Source organism: Bacillus cereus (assembly GCF_002564555.1).
Lineage (GTDB): Bacteria > Bacillota > Bacilli > Bacillales > Bacillaceae_G > Bacillus_A > Bacillus_A cereus_K.
Genome location: NZ_NUVD01000104.1, coordinates 25,922 through 43,112, shown reverse-complemented (window position 1 = coordinate 43,112; position 17,191 = coordinate 25,922). Strand labels below are relative to the sequence as shown.

The window sequence follows — 17,191 nt, the reverse complement described above, 5'->3', positions numbered from 1 at the left end:
AAACCTCATTTTTTATATTTTAAACTGGCTCGTATATAGATCAAAGTAAAACCCTCTATTTTCCATAAGAGATTCGTGATTTCCTCGCTCAAAAATACTTCCATCTTTTATAACAAGGATTTGATTTGCCTTTTCAATTGTTTTGAGTCGATGAGCAATTACGAAACTTGTTCGCCCTCTCATTAAATTATTTAACCCCGCTTGGATTTGTAATTCTGTTCTCGTATCAATATTAGAGGTTGCTTCATCGAGAATTAATATATCTGCATCAGCTAAAATCGCTCGTGCAATTGCAAGAAGTTGTTTTTGTCCTTGACTTAAATTCGATCCTTCTGAAGCAATTTTTGTTTCATATTTATTTGGTAAATGCTTAATAAAAGAATGTGCTGATGCTGCCTTAGCTGCATTGATGACTTCTTCATCACTAGCATCTAATCGTCCATAACGGATATTATCCATAATCGACCCAGCGAATAAATACGTATCCTGTAAAACTACTCCTATTTTACTTCGTAACGAATTAATATCATAATCTTTTATATCTTTTCCATCAATTTGAATTTGTCCTTGCTGTATATCATAAAAGCGAGTTAACAAATTAATGATTGTTGTTTTCCCCGATCCAGTCGGACCAACTAAAGCAATCGTCTCTCCTGGCTGTGCCTTAAGACTCACTTCTTTTAAAATCGTTTTATTTTCCTCATAGCCAAATGAAACATTCTCAAGTGCAACATGCCCTTGTAAATTTTGTACAACAAATGCATCTTTTTTATTTTGAATTTCTGGTACTTCATCCATAATTTCAAAGACACGTTCTCCACCAGCAACTGCCGCTTGAATTGTATTCATTAAAGTTGCAAATTGACTTAGCGGTCTTGAGAATTGACGAGAATAATTAATAAATGCCGCAATGACACCAACTGTTGTCATTCCGTTTAAAACCATAACTGATCCAGTTCCAATTACAAGCCCCATACCTAAGTTATTAATAAAGTTCATACTCGGAAATATAAACGCTGAAAATGTATCAGCCTTCGTAGCTGAAATTCTTAGCTGTTCATTAATTTTATTAAAATTTTGTACGGTTTCTTTTTCTTGCCCGTATAACGTTGTAACATCCGCTCCAGTTATAGATTCCTCAATAAATCCATTTAATTCACCTAAATCTTTTTGACGCTTTGCAAAGTTTTTACCACTATATGTAACTAGTTTTTTTGTAACGAAAAACATAATAGGTACTGTAATTAAAGTTACAATCGCTAAAATCCAATCTAGCGAAAACATCGCGATCGTTACACCTATAAATGTTAAGGCTGATGAAATAATCTGCACAACACTTTGTGTCAAAGCTTGATTTAAGTTATCAATATCATTTGTAACACGGCTCATTAAATCTCCTTGAGAACGTACATCAAAGAACCGTAAAGAAAGTGTTTGGATTTTCTCAAAAATATCTTGGCGTATTTTTTGTATTGTTTTTAATGCAACATTAATCATAACAAACGTTTGTAACCATGTTAAAAGCACTGTTACTCCATAAATCGCGATAAGTAACATACACATTCTTGCAGTACCACTTAAATCTTTTGGAACAATATATTGATCTATAATTACTCCCATATAATATGGACCTAATAACCCAAGTAATGTCGTAACAAATACTAGAAATATAACAAACATTAGAGCCGCTTTTTGATATCCTAAATAGTTCCATATTCTCATTACAGTTCCTTTGGTATTCTTCGCTTTTCCCATCTTCGGCGCGTTCCGTCCACCCTTATTAGCTATGTGCCCTTGAAAATTACGCATGTTCTTTCCCACCTTCTTTTTGTAAATTACCACCCTGGGAAAGATAAATTTCCTGATACATTTCACACTTTTCTATCAGTTGTTCATGAGTACCATCACCAACTAATTCACCATTATCTAGTACAAGTATTTTATCCGCATCCATTATAGAAGAGATTTTGGAGGCAATTAATAATGTAGTTGTTCCTTTATATTCTGTTCTTAATGCAGATTGAATGTTGGCTTCCGATTTTGCGTCAACTGCCGATGTAGAATCATCTAAAATTAAAATTGATGGCTTTCGCACAAGCGCTCTCGCAATGGATACACGTTGCTTCTGACCACCAGATAAATTCGTTGCACCTTGTGTTAACTTATAATGATAAGAATCTTCAAGTTTATTAATAAACTCCGTCGCACAAGCTGATGAAGCCGCTACTTCCAGTTCCTCGTGTGTAGCATCTTCTTTACCATAACGTAAATTATCTTCTATACTTCCTGAAAATAGCAATGCCTTTTGGGGTACAAAACCGATAGAAGCACGCAATTTTTGTAAATCATATGTTTTAATATCTATTCCATCTATACGTATTTCACCTTGATCAACGTCATATAGACGCGGTAACAGTTTTGTTAAAGTAGATTTACCACTTCCAGTTGATCCAATAATCCCTACTTTTTCACCTTTTCGTATGCTAAATGTAATATCTTTCAAAACATATTCATTATTTTTCGTATAACTATAACTAACATTTTTAAAATCAATATTCCCCTCGACTTGCTCAGGTTCAATCGCATTTGCTTCGCTCATAATATCAACTTCAGTATTTAAAACTTGTTGTACACGATCCGCAGATGGAAAAGCTCGCGCAATTTGAATAAATACCATACTAATAGACATAAGTGACATTAAAATGATATTCAAATAGTTTATAAATGCTAAAATCGCTCCAACTTGAAGGGTACCATTAAATACTTTCTCTCCGCCAATCCACAAAGTTGCAACAATCCCGCCGTTTACAACTAACATAATAATCGGCATCATCAACGAAATTATCTGAACAGCTCGGATATTTATCTTCGTTAAGTTTGTGTTAACATTTCCAAACTGGGAGATTTCATATTTTTGTCTTACATACGCTTTAATAACACGTACTCCAGATAAATTTTCTTGTAGCTTTGTATTTACTTTATCTAATGCCTCTTGCACCTTTTTAAACGATCCGCTCGCTTGACTCGCAATGAGCACAATTGCAATTAATAAAATTGGTACAACTACTAGTAAAATAGGAAATAGCTCTCTCGCTGTTACAAAAACAATAATTATACTGCCAATAAATAACAGAGGTCCTCGAACAAGTACACGTAACGTCATCGTCATCGCTGATTGAATAGATGTAATATCATTTGTCACAATCGTTAATAATTTTCCTGTTCCAAATGAATCACGATTTTTGCTAGAAAATGTTGCAATTTTCGCAAACACTTCTTTTCTTATATCTGTAGCAAAATTAACAGCTGCTCTTGTAGAGTACTTCATACAACCAAGTCCTCCAACTAAACCGAGTGCTGCTGCTCCTATCATAAGAAGCCCCATTTTTATTACATAACTTAAATCCCTATTTGCAATTCCAACATCAATAATATGCTGCATAATAGTCGGTTGAATTAAGTCCATCGCAACCTCAAGTACCATAAATAGCGGTCCAATAATAGCGAAGAACATGTATGGTTTTAAATACTGTAACAACCTTCGAAATGATTTCATACATAATCTCCTTTTTCATGAAATTAACACTGAATAATTCATTTCCCTCCTTATTTCATTCCCATAGTCTGTAATTTCTCCATTACTTTTATTATATTATGTAAATTAATATTTAACATTATTAAATGATAAGTATTAATTCCTTTGTGGTCAATAAATGTGCTTTATCTTATATAAATAAAAAAAACCGTATTCTTTATTAAAAGAATACGGTTTCCCTCTATATTTGTTCAATGAAAAATCATTTATATGTACATTTAAAACTCCGTTAATACTGGGAATTTATAACCTTTAAAGTCTAACTCTTTATTACTTCGAACCATTAAAAACTTACTAGACTGTAATTCTGTAAACTGTACATCTTCAATCCCTAATTGATCTGGAGAAAAATAAAATTCAATTTCTGTAAATTCGCCATTAATTTCCTCACATAATTCATCTAAAACTGGAAGTACCGGCGCAAACACTCCAAATAATTTCAACTTTTGATTTTCTACTTCATATACAATTAAAGTGTCTAGTTTTTCTGAATAATACAGTTTTTTATTCCAGTTTGAGTCATACATATTCAAATAAAACGAAGGTTGGAAGTTTAATGTTGAAAATATATTCGAAAGCCTTTGGCTACTATCGATAATCTCATGTATTAACTGTCTATCCTCTTCAGTATAATAATCTAACCTTCTAAGTAAAGAATCCTTATTATTACTTTTATCGTATGGTATAGTCATCAGATGTTCCTGCACAACTTTAAACCCAAATGATGTATACAATTCAGGGGTTTCAGTAAACAATAACGCACACTCACATTGCTTATCGATTTCTTCTATCATCTTACTCATTAATTGCTTCATTAGTCCTTGTCTACGAAAACTAGGATGCGTCATTACAGATTGGATGCCCGCTGCATTTATTTTTTCATCATTTATTAGGAGTGGTAGTGAAAATGCCGCAACATTTGCAATTACTTTATCTTCTTGTAAAAAGGACAAAGCTTTATATGTATCATCCCAATATCCTTTCTCCGAAAAATCATTCAATGTTTGACTTGTAATCCCAAAAACTTCTTCAAATAAAGGAAATAACTTCTCTCTTTTCGGTTCTTCTATTAGAAGATTTGCCAATTTTTCAACATTCCCCATATTGTACCTCCATACGTCAATTCCATTAAATTAGATATACTTATATGACCTACTCATAAAACAATAGACCTTACAAATCAATATAGTATCATAAAATATAAAAAAATAGTCTAATTAATTTTATGTTTCGACTATTCGAAAACAAGTCGAATAAACCAATATTAAGGTTTTCGAATATTAATAAGTTAATTACATGAAAATAGTGCTTTCTAGTTAGCTTTTACTAATAGAAATGCACTACTTATAATAAAATTTTTTTATTCTTTTTTTCCTTCAATCCTCTCCTTCGTACTAATTTCTTCTCCCCTCATTCGTTTTTCAAATGTTTTTCGCCAACTAGAATACTTTTTAGCTGTTTCAAAAGAGTTGCATTTTACAAGAGCAGCTGAGAAATTAAACATTTCACAACCTTCACTAAGTCAACAAATACGTACATTAGAACACGAAGTTGGAATACCACTCCGAATTCTGCTTGCTCGTCTATGTTTTTAAATTTCACTTTTAACACACGGTAATCTTGTAACTCTTCTATCACGAAAGGCCGTATTTCCTTTTCATTTACATGTCTAGAAGGTTGATTTATACGATACGGTTCTCCTACGTTAGATCTTCTTTTTGAATAATTACTTCTTATCTTGACCAAACTGTATTTGCGATTATCATCTTGAAATCGGGCAGTTAGCTTTTGCTGGCTGCTCTTTATTTGTAAACATGCACACAATAGACTGAACACTCATATAATATTCTGCGTTCCTTTCTATATAAAATAAGGTAGTCTTTACAAGTAAAGGATCTCGTCACTGGAGCACTTTTTCAAGTGCTCTTTTTATGTTTTAAACTAATAAAAAATGAAATTTTTATTAGTTCTTTTCATTTGCGTATAACATTTCCAACCACGTTTTATACTATAGCTGTAACTTCAAGTTACATATCCATATTTGTAGGGTCTAATTTCTTTTGTACAACAAGTGGTTAGCCAATTAAGCTGACTGCTTTGTTGTGCCAAATAAAGTTGGTATTAGATATTTGCACCTCAATGAATAGCTCACATATATTATCATGAGCACTACACTACTCTCTCAGGAACCAACTTACTAAGAGCACTACTTAAAAGTGCTCTTTTTAGTTTTTTGAATAAATCCCCGAATACTGTACATACTTTAAATACGCCAATCTGTAACAATTGATTTCTCCTTTAAAACGGGGCAGTTAGCTTTTGCTAGCTGTTTTTTTATTGCTTGTCCACTTCAACCCATTCACCATCGTATATCATCCAACCACCATGATTATACAAGTCTTCTTGCAGCTTCATCTTGCTTTGTTTCTCACTTTCGATACACTCTATAATTTTTCTTAACGATTCTTGTGCCTTTATATAATCGCTTTCCAGCTTCATAATTTGTTTTTCTCTAACTTCATCTCCTATGACGAGCAATTATAGGAGATGAAGTTATGAATGAAGAAAATATTATTTTACGTGGAGCTACTGTTGAATCAAGTTTAATCGTTTCAACACTCCACCTATTTTTCGTCATTCACTTTACCAACAGGTCCAACAGGAGCAACGGTATCGACTTAGGAAGCGGTCCCCTTTTATATATTGAAAGCCGTTTGAAGTGAATCCCAGTTCCTTACATATTATGGCATAGGTTTATATTTGCGACATAAGGGCTTATTTTTATTTTTATTTTTATTTTTATTTTCAAAGGCTTTTTTCTTATACTTGTGTGCTAGCTAATTCATAAGTTATAGAGTGTAGGTGGATTAATGATAAGGATGGTGTAAAAATGAGTAAATTTAATAAGAAATTTCATATTCCGTGCGAATGTTTTCTTCCCCCAGTTCCTATACCTGAAGCTGGACCGACTGGACCTACAGGAGCTACAGGAAATACCGGAGCAACGGGACCAACAGGTAACACAGGACAGACAGGAGCTACGGGTAATACGGGACCGACTGGACCTACAGGGGCTACTGGCACTGGAGCAACAGGTAATACAGGTGCGACTGGACCTACGGGACCGACTGGACCTACAGGGGCTACTGGAGTGACAGGACCTACGGGACCAGCTGCAACAGCATGTTGCCCATGTACAAATCTTCTTGACAACCCTGGTTTTGATATACCAGGAGTGACAGGTGACACTGTACCAGGGTGGGTTCAAACAGGTCCAGTTATAGAAGTGGGTAGTCCAGATGCTCACAGTGGTCGTTTTCTTCCAAATGGTACGTTTAGTCTTTTTGCTGCGTCCATTGGACCTGGCGGAAGTTTGACTCAACTTATTGATGTGCATGAAGGTTGTTGTTTTACGCTTTCGTTTGCGGCAGATGTACGGGACGGAGCGTTTCTTATCGCTGCCGTATCATTCCCAGAACTTGGGCAGGGATGTCCTCCTGCTCAAACAACACTTGGACCATCAAACATTCCACACATTGTACCCGTTGGACATGAACAGCAAGCTAGTTTCCAACATTTTACGCTTGTTGTATGTATCCCACCTACTGTGACAATGGCTTGTATTTCGTTCCAAAACACTGCTACAACTGGAACAGGAGCAACAGCTTTTGTAGATAACGTTGTCTTCCAACCAACAGGCGGACCTTGTACTTCATGTTCACAAAATTTCTAATGTATTGATGCACTTACAGGTTTTTGTTTTGCTAGCGGATCATATAACAAAAAAGAGAGCCTTCTGGCTCTCTTTTCATATTAGGAATCAATAGGCACTCCCCTATGCTGAGCGCATTCCTGTATAGTCCCGGATACATATGAGTGATTCACCTTTATAAACGGTATACTCCTTTAGGTGCATTATTCCGCCCCCTGCTATTAAAATAGCAGTTTTTATTATTTACGAGAGTGGATATTTATAAAATTTCAATAAAGACTAATTTAAATTAAATTTGGTCGAAATAAAGAAAACAATTATTATGTAAAAACTGGGAAACCTTAATCACAAACATTTCCCCAGTTTTTAACCTATACTAAATTATCCCCTTTTCCACCAACGTCTCTGCGATTTGAACTGAATTCCAAGCCGCACCTTTTAATAAGTTATCGGAAACAATCCAAAGATGGAATCCATTTGGTATATCAGGGTCTTTTCTAATTCTCCCTATAAATGTTTCTATTTTCCCTTCTGCATATAATGGCATTGGATACAACTGTTCACTAGGGTTATCTTGTAAAATAACACCCGGTGCATCCATTAGCACTGCCTTAATCTCTGCTACAGATGCTTCTTTTTCAAGTTCAATATACACCGATTCTGAATGCCCTGATACAACTGGAACCCGGACACAAGTAGCTGCCATTTTTAGGTTAGGATCTTCTAAAATTTTCTTCGTCTCTTGAATCATCTTTACTTCTTCAAAGGTGAAATCATTATCTGTAAATATATCTACTTGAGGCAGGACATTAAACGCAATTGGGTAATGCTTTTTATCTTTTTTTGCTGGTAATATGGTACTTTTCATCTCCTCACCTGCAAGCATAGACTTAGCCTGTTCTTTTAACTCATGAATCGCATGAATACCAGAACCTGATACAGCTTGGTATGTGGAAACGATAATTCGTTCCAATCCGAATGCTTTTCGAATTGGCTGGAGTGCCGTTACCATCTGTAAGGCTGAACAATTCGGCACCGCTATAATACCTTTATGCTGCCTTAAAGTATGCGCATTTACTTCTGGAACAACGAGTGGTACATCTTGCGCCATTCGGTATTCACTTGTGTTGTCAATTACGATTGCACCATTAGAAACAGCGTGATCTACATATTGTCTAGAAACCCCTCCCCCAGCGCTAAAAAAAGCAATATCTACACCTTTAAAGCTATCTGTTTTTGCTTCTTGTATGATTATCTCCCGTCCTTTAAATTGTACTGCCTTACCAGCAGATCGTTTTGACGAAAGCAACGTAACTTCAACTATATTAAAATTTGTTTCTTCCTCTAACAATTCAACAATTTTCTGTCCAACTGCACCTGTAGCTCCAACAACAGCTACATGATAGCCCTTTTCACTCATTGTTTCTCCTCCAATACTGCTTAAATAAATTCCTCCACAACTTAATATTAAAAGAAATTTAATCATTTGAAAAATTGAAATACATGATATGATCATTCACAAATCATGATAATAAAAGAGGGATCATTTAATGATTTTATTACGCGTACTTTTAGTAATGAAACATTTGGATGGATTTTACCGGCTTATTCCTCCGCACACACAAACCCATTCCATTTATTGCAGGACACCCAATTTATCTTTACAGAACAAAGCTGTGGCTATAGACCAATGGTAGATCGTTTTTTACGTCAAAGCGGGAATATTCCAGATAAAACATTTGAAACTTCCAATGTTGAAGTCATTAAACAATCTGTGATGTGCGAGTTAGGCATTTCAATTCTTCCTTACATCGTTGTACAAGAAAATTGCCAAAAAGAGCAGCTTTGTTTTCAACCTATCGAAACTCCGGCCGTTATTCAAAGTCATGTAATCTATCATAAATCTAGATGGATTTCCCCTGTAGTACAGTCGTTTCTTTCCTTACTAGAGTGAGATTAAGATATAAAAAAAGTACATACAAAAAAAGAGTAAGTGCCTAATAGGCACTTACTCTCTTGCATTAATTATTATATTATTTATTTGTCTGTCCCCCATCTGCAATTAATTTACTACCTGAATATGTACCTTTTTGCATAAATACTTGATTAATTAATTCTTTTTGCTCCTTTTCTGACATTACTCCTTTTCCTTCTCCTAAATTCCCACTTTGCAATTTCCAAATCTTATTGTGATCCGCATCAACCTTTTCATATTTTCCTTGTTTCCATCGTTCTAAAATATCCACATATGTACTTTTTTGTGCAATATCATTACTGTTTATTATTTCAAGTAAACTTTCAATACGTTCTTGTGTTATAAAAATATAGCCCCATTTTTGATCCGCTTTCGTTTTTTGATGTGCCATTTCATGTAATGCTGTCTGTATGTTCTCATCTGTCCATTTAAAATTTTTATTAAACCCACTATTCGGTAATGAATAATTGCCATTTTCTAAAAGCTTTGCATCCTCTGCTTTTACATTACTATCAGCTAGTACTTCTACTGCCGGAGCAGCTGGTGCTGTCTTTTTCGCAGCCGGTTTACTACTATTCAAATAATATAGCATACCATACGTTAAACCTACTCCGATTACCGCCATACCAACTATAATACCTATTATTTTAAAAAATGTCTTCATCTCGCTTGTTTCCTCCCACATTTCCTTTTTCTTAATTTCTATCTATTAATATCAGGTTTAACATCTGTTCATTTCACAGTTTATCGCAATTTTTTCATTCTACTTAACATAAAAATAACTATTACTTTCCAAAAATGAAGCAACTCCGTCCTCATCATTACTTTTAGCAATAAATTTAGCAACCGACTTTAACTCATCAACAGCATTGCTCATCGCTACACCAATCCCACACTTCTCTATCATTTCCATATCATTGTAGTCATCTCCAAATGCAATGACTTCAGATACGTCTCGATTTAGGTGCTGTAGAACATGTTGAATACTATTCCATTTTGAAACTTCTGCATGCATGATTTGACACAGCGTCCCGTTATCTGTAATAACTGCATTGCACTCAATAGGCAATTCTTTAATAAACTCCTTATTTATTGAGCCCTTCATACAAATAATTATTTTAGATGCTTTTTCAAAGTTTAATTTTCTTACATCCATAATTTCACACGGTACATTACCAAAATAATCAGTAACATCAAAATTTGAGTACAACTTATCATTTATTTCAAGACAAATTTGATGAAACTCATACTTTTTTGCTATGTCTATGATTTCTAAAAAGGTATTTTTAGAAATCTCCATTTCATATAAAATATCATTACCTTTAAGAACAAGGGCTCCGTTATAACAAATGACAATCTCATTCTTTAACACGTTAGGTATATACTGTTTTATAGCCCTTGGAGGCCTTGCCGTAGCAAAAATCAATTCGTCTCCTTTATTTTTGCATTCCCTCAAAATATTAATAGATTTCTCTGAAATTGTTTTATCACTTCTTAATAAAGTCCCATCAAGATCTGAAATAATAACCTTTTTCATACTTATATTGATTCTCCCTTCACAAGTTATAATTCGAAACACTGATTAATTGTTAGACCAATCTGGCCTTTACGGGGAGTTGATCTCTTCTTTTTCTCAGCTGACTTTCGAGTCTTCTGCCCGCATATAGCAAGAAATCCCCAAGTAATTTATCAATATTTCCCTACGCTATTTATTACATATTTTCTATTTCCTAAATCATATGTATATTTCCTTATATTGTATTTCTTTTTCGGACGAATTGAAAGATTATTCTGTTAAAAAAATCATCCATTTCCAATGTTAATCCTAACCTAAATATTTCTTTTCATATTTATAAAACAATATAATGTGCATTGAGATATCCAATATGCATAAAAAACAACGAGCACCTTATAAGGCACTCGTTGTTTTTTATGCACGATTTTCTTTTAACCACTTCGTAATAGTATCTAACCTCAAAACATCAAAACGTCTTTCTTCACATACGCTCAAGCTGTTTAAACTTTTCGCGATTTCTAATTCATTCGACTTTACACTTTTCGCTTCAATCAATTTGCAGTACCCGTCTGTTACATTATTTAAATTTTCATAATAACGCTGAAATGATTTTGATATATGTAAATGTTTTTCAAAGTTTCTTCTTCTTTTCGTCTCATCAAATTCTTTCCGCTTTCGAAGTTCTTCATCATTCGTATATAAGTAAAAATATTGATCTGGAAAACCAATTTCCCTATTTATTATCTTTTCTTTATAAAAGTTTTCTACTAAAGATAATGGTTGATTAAATATATCAAAATGGAAACACCAATTATAACTAAGGGGCTGATATATGTCTCCATCAAGTATTACTAAATCATATTGCTGCGACTTCTGCATCGCTATATTCCAGCGCTCTACTTGTTTTTCAAAATACCATGTTCTATGTTCATTTTTAGGTCTTTCAAATAAAAAGTTCACTTCAGGTATAATGTATGCTCCATAATTTTTTTCTAATTCACGGCATGTTGTGCTCTTACCAACAGCACTCGCTCCCTCAATCGCTATGATTCCCATAGTTTCTCCCACCTTCTTTAACTAATATCTCTTTGTTTCGCCTTGCTCCCCCATAACTGTCTCCATAGAACGATCGAAGCGATAGAAAGCAATATTGTGGTAATGATACTACCTTCAATTCCAAATGAGCCTCCATGTAGAATTTCCGATCCATTTGTTACAGGTTTGAAAAGAGGCGTTGAATAAATCGTCATACCGCTAACTCCAAAACCATAGACGTTATATTGTGCCCAATTCCAAATAGAATGCCATGCACATATCCCCCAAAGACTACTGTCCTTTAAAACGTAAAAAGCTGCAAATACACCAACTAATATTATATTCGATATTGAAAGAATTGTAATACCTGGATTAAGTAAATGAAGAAAACCAAATAAAAAAGACGTCACAACAATCCCAATCCATATACGGCTCCTAACAGAAAGAATTGGGAATAACCAGCCTCGTACAACAATTTCTTCAGTTGCCCCTTGTATTAAAAATGCAACTAAAGATCCTACAATACCAAATATAGCAGTTACTGTAATTTGTTGTATTTGTAATTTTACATTCCCTATTAACAAGAGTAAAATTACTGGTATTGAAATAAAAATAAACCCTATTAATGCACCTCTCAAATACTTTCTCATCCATTGCTCTTTCCAAAAACCAATGGATGAAAATGACCTTTTCTCTACAAATTTAATCCACAAAAACACAAAAAATATAGCCCCGCCAAACGTTAATATCATCTCAACATCGCTATAAATTGCCTTCATAAAGGATGTTTCTGCTTTTGGTAAAAACAGCATACATAACATAAACAATTCACCTAAAGTTAAAAATACGATAGCAAGTATAACAGCGAAAACAGGATGAACTTTTCTTCTCCCTTCTTTTGCTGCTTCAATTATTTTAAATTGTTTATTTTGCAATATTTTATCCTCCTAATTATTGTACTCAACAATACATTTAAAATATAAATAGCGTTTCCCTTAAACTTACTTTTAATTTAAATGATTTCTGTTTGGAATAAATCCAGATTAGGAATAATATATAAATAAAAGAGATGTCTTTTTGTCTTTTACCATTATCTCCTATTTTTTCACTGGTATTACCAGCACTTGCTATTTCACACCATTTGTTGTAAGATAGTAATTAAGGTCAATTTAACACTATATTTTCTTTGCATATTATCAAGTATCAATCAGGACCATTTTGTACTCCTTATGGGTTTTTGATAATATGTGAACTTTTATTTTCATTCAAATAAGGCCGATCATATTGTAATCTTTTTAAATTTTAGGAGGCATTACCATGACATTAACAGGTAAAGTAAAATGGTTTAACAGCGAAAAAGGTTTCGGTTTCATCGAAGTTGCAGACGGTAACGACGTATTCGTTCACTTCTCTGCTATCACTGGCGACGGCTTCAAATCTCTTGACGAAGGTCAAGAAGTTAGCTTCGAAGTTGAAGACGGTAACCGTGGACCTCAAGCTAAAAACGTTGTAAAGCTATAATTCAAACAAAAAAAAGGTTGTTACCAGCTCGGTTAACAACCTTTTTAATATATAACTAAAATTTTTTACATAAAAGGAGTGGTTACATGTATCGCAATCGAAAGAACGATGTAGCAGAAGTACCACCAGAACAAACCCCTGTTTGGGAATGTGAATCAGAGGATTGTTTAGGATGGATGAGAAAGAATTTTTCATTTGAAGAAGAACCTAAATGTCCTTTATGTAAAAGTAGCATGAAAAGCGGAGAACGTTTATTACCTAAGTTAGGTTAATTTTTTACTTAACCCCTCTTTTAATAAGAGGGGTTTTTTATTATAAATTAATGTCTTCCACATCTGTTCGCACTATAGAATATAATAATGCATCATGTTGCTTATTTCCTTGATGAATATATCCACGTAACAAGCCTTCTTTTTGAAAACCTATTTTCGATAACATCTTGCACGAAGTAACATTTTCAGGGTATGTAATAGCTCCAATTCGAAATAAACCTAAATCCTGAAATCCATAATGAATAATTTCCCGAGCTGCTTCAGAGGCATAACCATTCCCCCAATAACGAGGATGCAAGTCATATCCAATCTCTGATCGTTTGCTCCATAGTTGTAAATTATTTAGCCCAATTGTACCTATTAAAGTGTTTGTTTCTTTTAGGACAATCCCCCATCGCATTGCCTTTTTCTCAAAGTAATTTTTTGAAAAAGATTCAATCATACGCGAAGCTTGTCCAAATTCAGTAAATGAATTCATGCCGTAATAACATGTTACCTCATCCAATGAAAAGATTTCATATATTTTTTGACAATAAGATTGTTCTATTTCAACTAAACGCAAACGTTCTGTTTCTAATATAGGAAACGCCACAGGATCACTCCTTTCTCTCTAATCATTATAGCAGAAAAGATATTTATAATTAGGAAAGTCCTTAATGTTCCATAAATCAAACATTTCTAACGACGCTTCTTCTCTTAATTCAATACGAACTAATAGTATACCTTCTTGCTTTTGCATGATTAGAAAAAATAAAGAGATGACCCACATGCCATGATCACCTCTTTATTCTCTATTTATATGCAACTAACGCCCAATGGCAAGGCGCTGTTTGTCGCCAGTTTACACTTGAAAATCCTATAAGCCTTAGAAGTGTATCTACTTCATTAACAAACGGATAGATTTCCGTATCATCAAATAATTTTTGTGTCGCTTCAAAGGTACGTAACAATTGCTTTCCCTCCTGTTATCCTCTTCTCACCTTATCTTTAAAAACCAATTGTATTTTTTTCATTTTCATCACTCCGCTTGTAATATGATGTTTTATAAATTCGATATCATTTTCAATATTCCCTTCTAAAAAACATCCTAATTAATGAATTTATGTTAAAATATAGGAAATATTTATTTTTATACTGGAGGTGTAAAATTTCTATGTATATATTCATCGGCTTATCCCTCTTACTCATATTACTCATTTTTTTATTCGCAAAAAAATTTACACCAAACTCATTCATGATGACTAGTTTTCAAGGAAATAGCTTTAAAATATTTTCAGTTAGTATTTTAGTCGCTGCCACACTCTCACTTTCGTACGGAATATACCATGCCGCAACATATCAACCTAGTTATTTAGATATTAAATTACAAAATCAAAACTACACCGTTTTCGGTACTGTGGGCGAGTTCGGTTATTTCTCAGCGGAATTACCAAAAAAAGATGCAGAAGTCGAACTGTACTTCGCCTCTTGGGAAACACTACAGTTTAAAAATCCAGAAATATTAATTGATTATCCTTCAGGCAAACAAGAAATATGGAAGCCCAACATAGTATCAATATCTACAAATAAACTTGAAGAAAAACACCGTATAAAAGAGCTATATCAACTCTCACCATATTCATTTAAAGAGTCTGGAAAAATTATATTAACAATTAAAGAGAATAACACAGTAAATAAAAAGGTTACAATTCAAGTGAAGTAAACAAAAAACTGTCCCTCCATTATGTTGAAGGGACAGTTTTTACATATGTATGCTACAGTATTATTTTGACTGTTCATTTAATGTAGCCATTATTTCATTAGCCACATTTTTTCCATTTCCAATACAAGCACCTATTCCAACACCATAATAGGAAGCACCAGCTAAATACACATTCGGATAAAGAGCCAGCAATTTTTCATTTAATGATTGAACTGCTTGATTATGTTCTAAATGATATTTCGGCATTAAATCTTTCCAATTCGTAACTTCAACTACTTCTGGTTCACCTTTTATTCCGAGGCTTTTTTCAATATCATATAAAGCTACTCGTACTAATTCTTCTTCACTATAATTTTTGATTGTTTCATATACAGGATTTGTACTCTTATAAAACATTCTTACTAATAGCTTTTGTTTACCCGATGTATGTTTCCACTTCCGACTTGTCCATGTACAAGCATCACAATGTAAATCACTGTTTTCCGTTACGATAAACCCTGTACCATCAGCTGGTAGTTGTTCATCTAGTATGTCAAAGCCTAAGTAAATACTTATGAGTGAGGAATTTTTAAATTTATTAAAATGCTCGTTTAACTCATTAGACTGTAATACAGTTTGTGCGATATCATGCGGAGCTGCTAAAACAACATAATCAGCTTGAATTGTCTCATGATTTGCAAAAGAAATCTCATATTGATCCCCTTGTTTATTTACAGATGTCGTTGCAATACCTTTTTTAACGACAGTCTCAGTTAACACTTCTTCTAAGCGATTAATAATCGTAGATAATCCACTTTTAAATGATACAAACTTTTTATTTCCTGCTGATTGAAATTGTTTTTTATTCTCTTCAAAACCTTTAATAATACTTCCATATTTATTTTTATAATCCAGTAAATACGGTAATGTAGATGCCATTGTAAGCTCATTCAATTTACCGGAATATACACCTGAAAGCACAGGTGCAATTTGTCTTTCCACTAACTCTTTCCCTAAAAAACTTTCTAAAAATACTGCAAGTGATGTATCTTTCGTAAACTCTTTATTTTTCGTTATGAAATCTTTTAAAGCAACAATTTTTCCTTTCGTTGAGACTAGCGTACTGCTAAACAACGACTCCACACTCATCGGTATCCCAAATATAGTATCAGAAGGAATTGGATGTAACACGTTATCAGAATATATGTAAGAAATACCTGTTTCGTTATATACCATTTCTTCTTCTAAATTTAATTCTTTAACAAGCGGCATAACATGTTCATTACGAGCAACGATAGAATCTGCCCCTGATTCCATAATAAAATCCTTTTCTTCTACACTATGGATTTTACCTCCTAAATACTCTTCTTTCTCGACAAGGATTAAATTTAAATCAATATTATAATTCTTTTTTAATTTTTCTAAATAAAACATAGTAGAAAGTCCAGTTATACCTCCACCGATAACAACAACTGTTTTCATATGTGCTGCGCTCCTAACCGATACAATTAATAATACCTTTATTATTATACCCAAAACTCCTTATTTCCGACTAGCAGCTTGCGCATTCTGTAAGAAATTAGACAATATATACAAATACATTTAGTCTTAATTAGTAAATGCCCCGAATTTAAATAAAAAAGAACTATAACAGTTTTAAATCACGTCATAGTTCTCTCTATTTTAAAAACATAAAGTAATTGATCAATTTGTCTATTTCTTGACTTAATGTCAGTACTTTTTCATGTTGCATTCCATAATCTGATACTAAATATAAAAGTTCTTCTTTTTTTATTTCAATGACCTTTTCCAGCTTTACTAGTTCCATGTCGATTTACTTCTCTCCAAACATAAAATGTATGTTATTTAGTATAGCCTACTTAC

18 protein-coding genes and 3 pseudogenes are annotated in these 17,191 nt (G+C 33.4%); 7 read left to right on the top strand and 14 right to left on the bottom strand.

Translation table 11 applies throughout. The features are described 5' to 3' along the window. Nucleotides 1–12: 12 nt before the first annotated feature. From COI75_RS23660 to COI75_RS26675, 4 genes and pseudogenes are all read right to left on the bottom strand, one after another. Nucleotides 13–1,809: an ABC transporter ATP-binding protein gene (locus COI75_RS23660; protein ID WP_001243520.1), complete on the bottom strand. Its 1,797-nt coding sequence runs from the start codon at nucleotides 1,807–1,809 to the stop codon at nucleotides 13–15. After that, nucleotides 1,802–3,556: an ABC transporter ATP-binding protein gene (locus COI75_RS23655; RefSeq protein WP_000834813.1), complete on the bottom strand. Its 1,755-nt coding sequence runs from the start codon at nucleotides 3,554–3,556 to the stop codon at nucleotides 1,802–1,804. The genes COI75_RS23660 and COI75_RS23655 overlap by 8 nt, the downstream gene beginning before the upstream one ends. Nucleotides 3,557–3,813: 257 nt before the next feature. Then, complete coding sequence (locus tag COI75_RS23650; protein ID WP_000528659.1) at nucleotides 3,814–4,698, bottom strand: GNAT family N-acetyltransferase; 885 nt, start codon at nucleotides 4,696–4,698, stop codon at nucleotides 3,814–3,816. 257 nt (nucleotides 4,699–4,955) lie between these two features. Beyond that, nucleotides 4,956–5,039 (bottom strand): annotated as a pseudogene (locus tag COI75_RS26675) (MOSC domain-containing protein); the annotation flags it as partial. Between COI75_RS26675 and COI75_RS23645 the strand changes: the two are divergent. Further along, nucleotides 5,008–5,160, top strand: a pseudogene (locus COI75_RS23645) (LysR family transcriptional regulator); the annotation flags it as partial. The pseudogenes COI75_RS26675 and COI75_RS23645 sit on opposite strands and share 32 nt — an antisense overlap. Before the next feature lie 769 nt (nucleotides 5,161–5,929). On the opposite strand, the gene COI75_RS27065 reads toward COI75_RS23645, so the two are convergent. Further along, complete coding sequence (locus COI75_RS27065; protein ID WP_157259798.1) at nucleotides 5,930–6,094, bottom strand: hypothetical protein; 165 nt, start codon at nucleotides 6,092–6,094, stop codon at nucleotides 5,930–5,932. 56 nt (nucleotides 6,095–6,150) lie between these two features. Between COI75_RS27065 and COI75_RS27060 the strand changes: the two genes are divergently transcribed. Together COI75_RS27060 and COI75_RS23635 are read left to right on the top strand one after the other, a co-directional pair. Then, nucleotides 6,151–6,318, top strand: coding sequence for a hypothetical protein (locus COI75_RS27060; protein ID WP_170958530.1), 168 nt, complete (start codon nucleotides 6,151–6,153; stop codon nucleotides 6,316–6,318). A gap of 167 nt (nucleotides 6,319–6,485) precedes the next feature. Further along, the gene (locus tag COI75_RS23635; RefSeq protein WP_098448661.1) at nucleotides 6,486–7,328 is read left to right on the top strand and encodes a hypothetical protein; all 843 of its coding nucleotides are present in this window, start codon (nucleotides 6,486–6,488) and stop codon (nucleotides 7,326–7,328) included. Between the two features lie 355 nt (nucleotides 7,329–7,683). On the opposite strand, the gene COI75_RS23630 is transcribed toward COI75_RS23635, so the two are convergent. Further along, a complete protein-coding gene (locus tag COI75_RS23630; RefSeq protein WP_001290633.1) occupies nucleotides 7,684–8,727 on the bottom strand; it encodes an aspartate-semialdehyde dehydrogenase in 1,044 nt (347 codons plus the stop codon). Between the two features lie 123 nt (nucleotides 8,728–8,850). On the opposite strand from COI75_RS23630, the pseudogene COI75_RS23625 reads away from it, so the two are divergent. Beyond that, nucleotides 8,851–9,261 (top strand): annotated as a pseudogene (locus COI75_RS23625) (LysR family transcriptional regulator substrate-binding protein); the annotation flags it as partial. A gap of 79 nt (nucleotides 9,262–9,340) precedes the next feature. Here COI75_RS23625 and COI75_RS23620 read toward each other — a convergent pair. From COI75_RS23620 to COI75_RS23605, 4 genes are all read right to left on the bottom strand, one after another. After that, nucleotides 9,341–9,946, bottom strand: a complete 606-nt coding sequence (locus COI75_RS23620; RefSeq protein ID WP_000846589.1) for a PRK06770 family protein — start codon at nucleotides 9,944–9,946, stop codon at nucleotides 9,341–9,343. A gap of 99 nt (nucleotides 9,947–10,045) precedes the next feature. Continuing rightward, on the bottom strand, nucleotides 10,046–10,819 hold the full coding sequence (locus COI75_RS23615; protein WP_000755752.1) for a Cof-type HAD-IIB family hydrolase: 774 nt from the start codon (nucleotides 10,817–10,819) through the stop codon (nucleotides 10,046–10,048). A gap of 393 nt (nucleotides 10,820–11,212) precedes the next feature. Continuing rightward, on the bottom strand, nucleotides 11,213–11,854 hold the full coding sequence (locus COI75_RS23610; protein WP_000511280.1) for an AAA family ATPase: 642 nt from the start codon (nucleotides 11,852–11,854) through the stop codon (nucleotides 11,213–11,215). Nucleotides 11,855–11,871: 17 nt separating this feature from the next. Beyond that, nucleotides 11,872–12,768 carry a CPBP family intramembrane glutamic endopeptidase gene (locus COI75_RS23605; protein WP_001180193.1) on the bottom strand — a complete coding sequence of 299 codons (897 nt, stop codon included), beginning with the start codon at nucleotides 12,766–12,768 and terminating at the stop codon, nucleotides 11,872–11,874. Between the two features lie 382 nt (nucleotides 12,769–13,150). On the opposite strand from COI75_RS23605, the gene cspD reads away from it, so the two are divergent. Continuing rightward, nucleotides 13,151–13,354 carry a cold-shock protein CspD gene (gene cspD / locus COI75_RS23600; RefSeq protein WP_000176365.1) on the top strand — a complete coding sequence of 68 codons (204 nt, stop codon included), beginning with the start codon at nucleotides 13,151–13,153 and terminating at the stop codon, nucleotides 13,352–13,354. 86 nt (nucleotides 13,355–13,440) lie between these two features. After that, a complete protein-coding gene (locus COI75_RS23595) occupies nucleotides 13,441–13,626 on the top strand; it encodes a cold-shock protein (protein ID WP_000286203.1) in 186 nt (61 codons plus the stop codon). Between the two features lie 40 nt (nucleotides 13,627–13,666). Here COI75_RS23595 and COI75_RS23590 read toward each other — a convergent pair whose 3' ends face one another. Next, complete coding sequence (locus COI75_RS23590; RefSeq protein WP_000885401.1) at nucleotides 13,667–14,218, bottom strand: GNAT family N-acetyltransferase; 552 nt, start codon at nucleotides 14,216–14,218, stop codon at nucleotides 13,667–13,669. A 199-nt stretch (nucleotides 14,219–14,417) separates the two neighbouring features. After that, nucleotides 14,418–14,576, bottom strand: coding sequence for a hypothetical protein (locus tag COI75_RS23585; RefSeq protein WP_000946528.1), 159 nt, complete (start codon nucleotides 14,574–14,576; stop codon nucleotides 14,418–14,420). Nucleotides 14,577–14,779: 203 nt separating this feature from the next. Between COI75_RS23585 and COI75_RS23580 the strand changes: the two genes are divergently transcribed. Next, entirely contained in the window at nucleotides 14,780–15,328 is a 549-nt protein-coding gene (locus COI75_RS23580) for a hypothetical protein (RefSeq protein ID WP_000275252.1), read from the top strand. 60 nt (nucleotides 15,329–15,388) lie between these two features. On the opposite strand, the gene COI75_RS23575 is transcribed toward COI75_RS23580, so the two are convergent. Beyond that, nucleotides 15,389–16,789, bottom strand: a complete 1,401-nt coding sequence (locus COI75_RS23575; protein WP_000860388.1) for a protoporphyrinogen oxidase — start codon at nucleotides 16,787–16,789, stop codon at nucleotides 15,389–15,391. A gap of 196 nt (nucleotides 16,790–16,985) precedes the next feature. After that, nucleotides 16,986–17,135, bottom strand: a complete 150-nt coding sequence (locus COI75_RS23570) for an aspartyl-phosphate phosphatase Spo0E family protein (protein ID WP_000424363.1) — start codon at nucleotides 17,133–17,135, stop codon at nucleotides 16,986–16,988. Nucleotides 17,136–17,191: the final 56 nt, after the last annotated feature.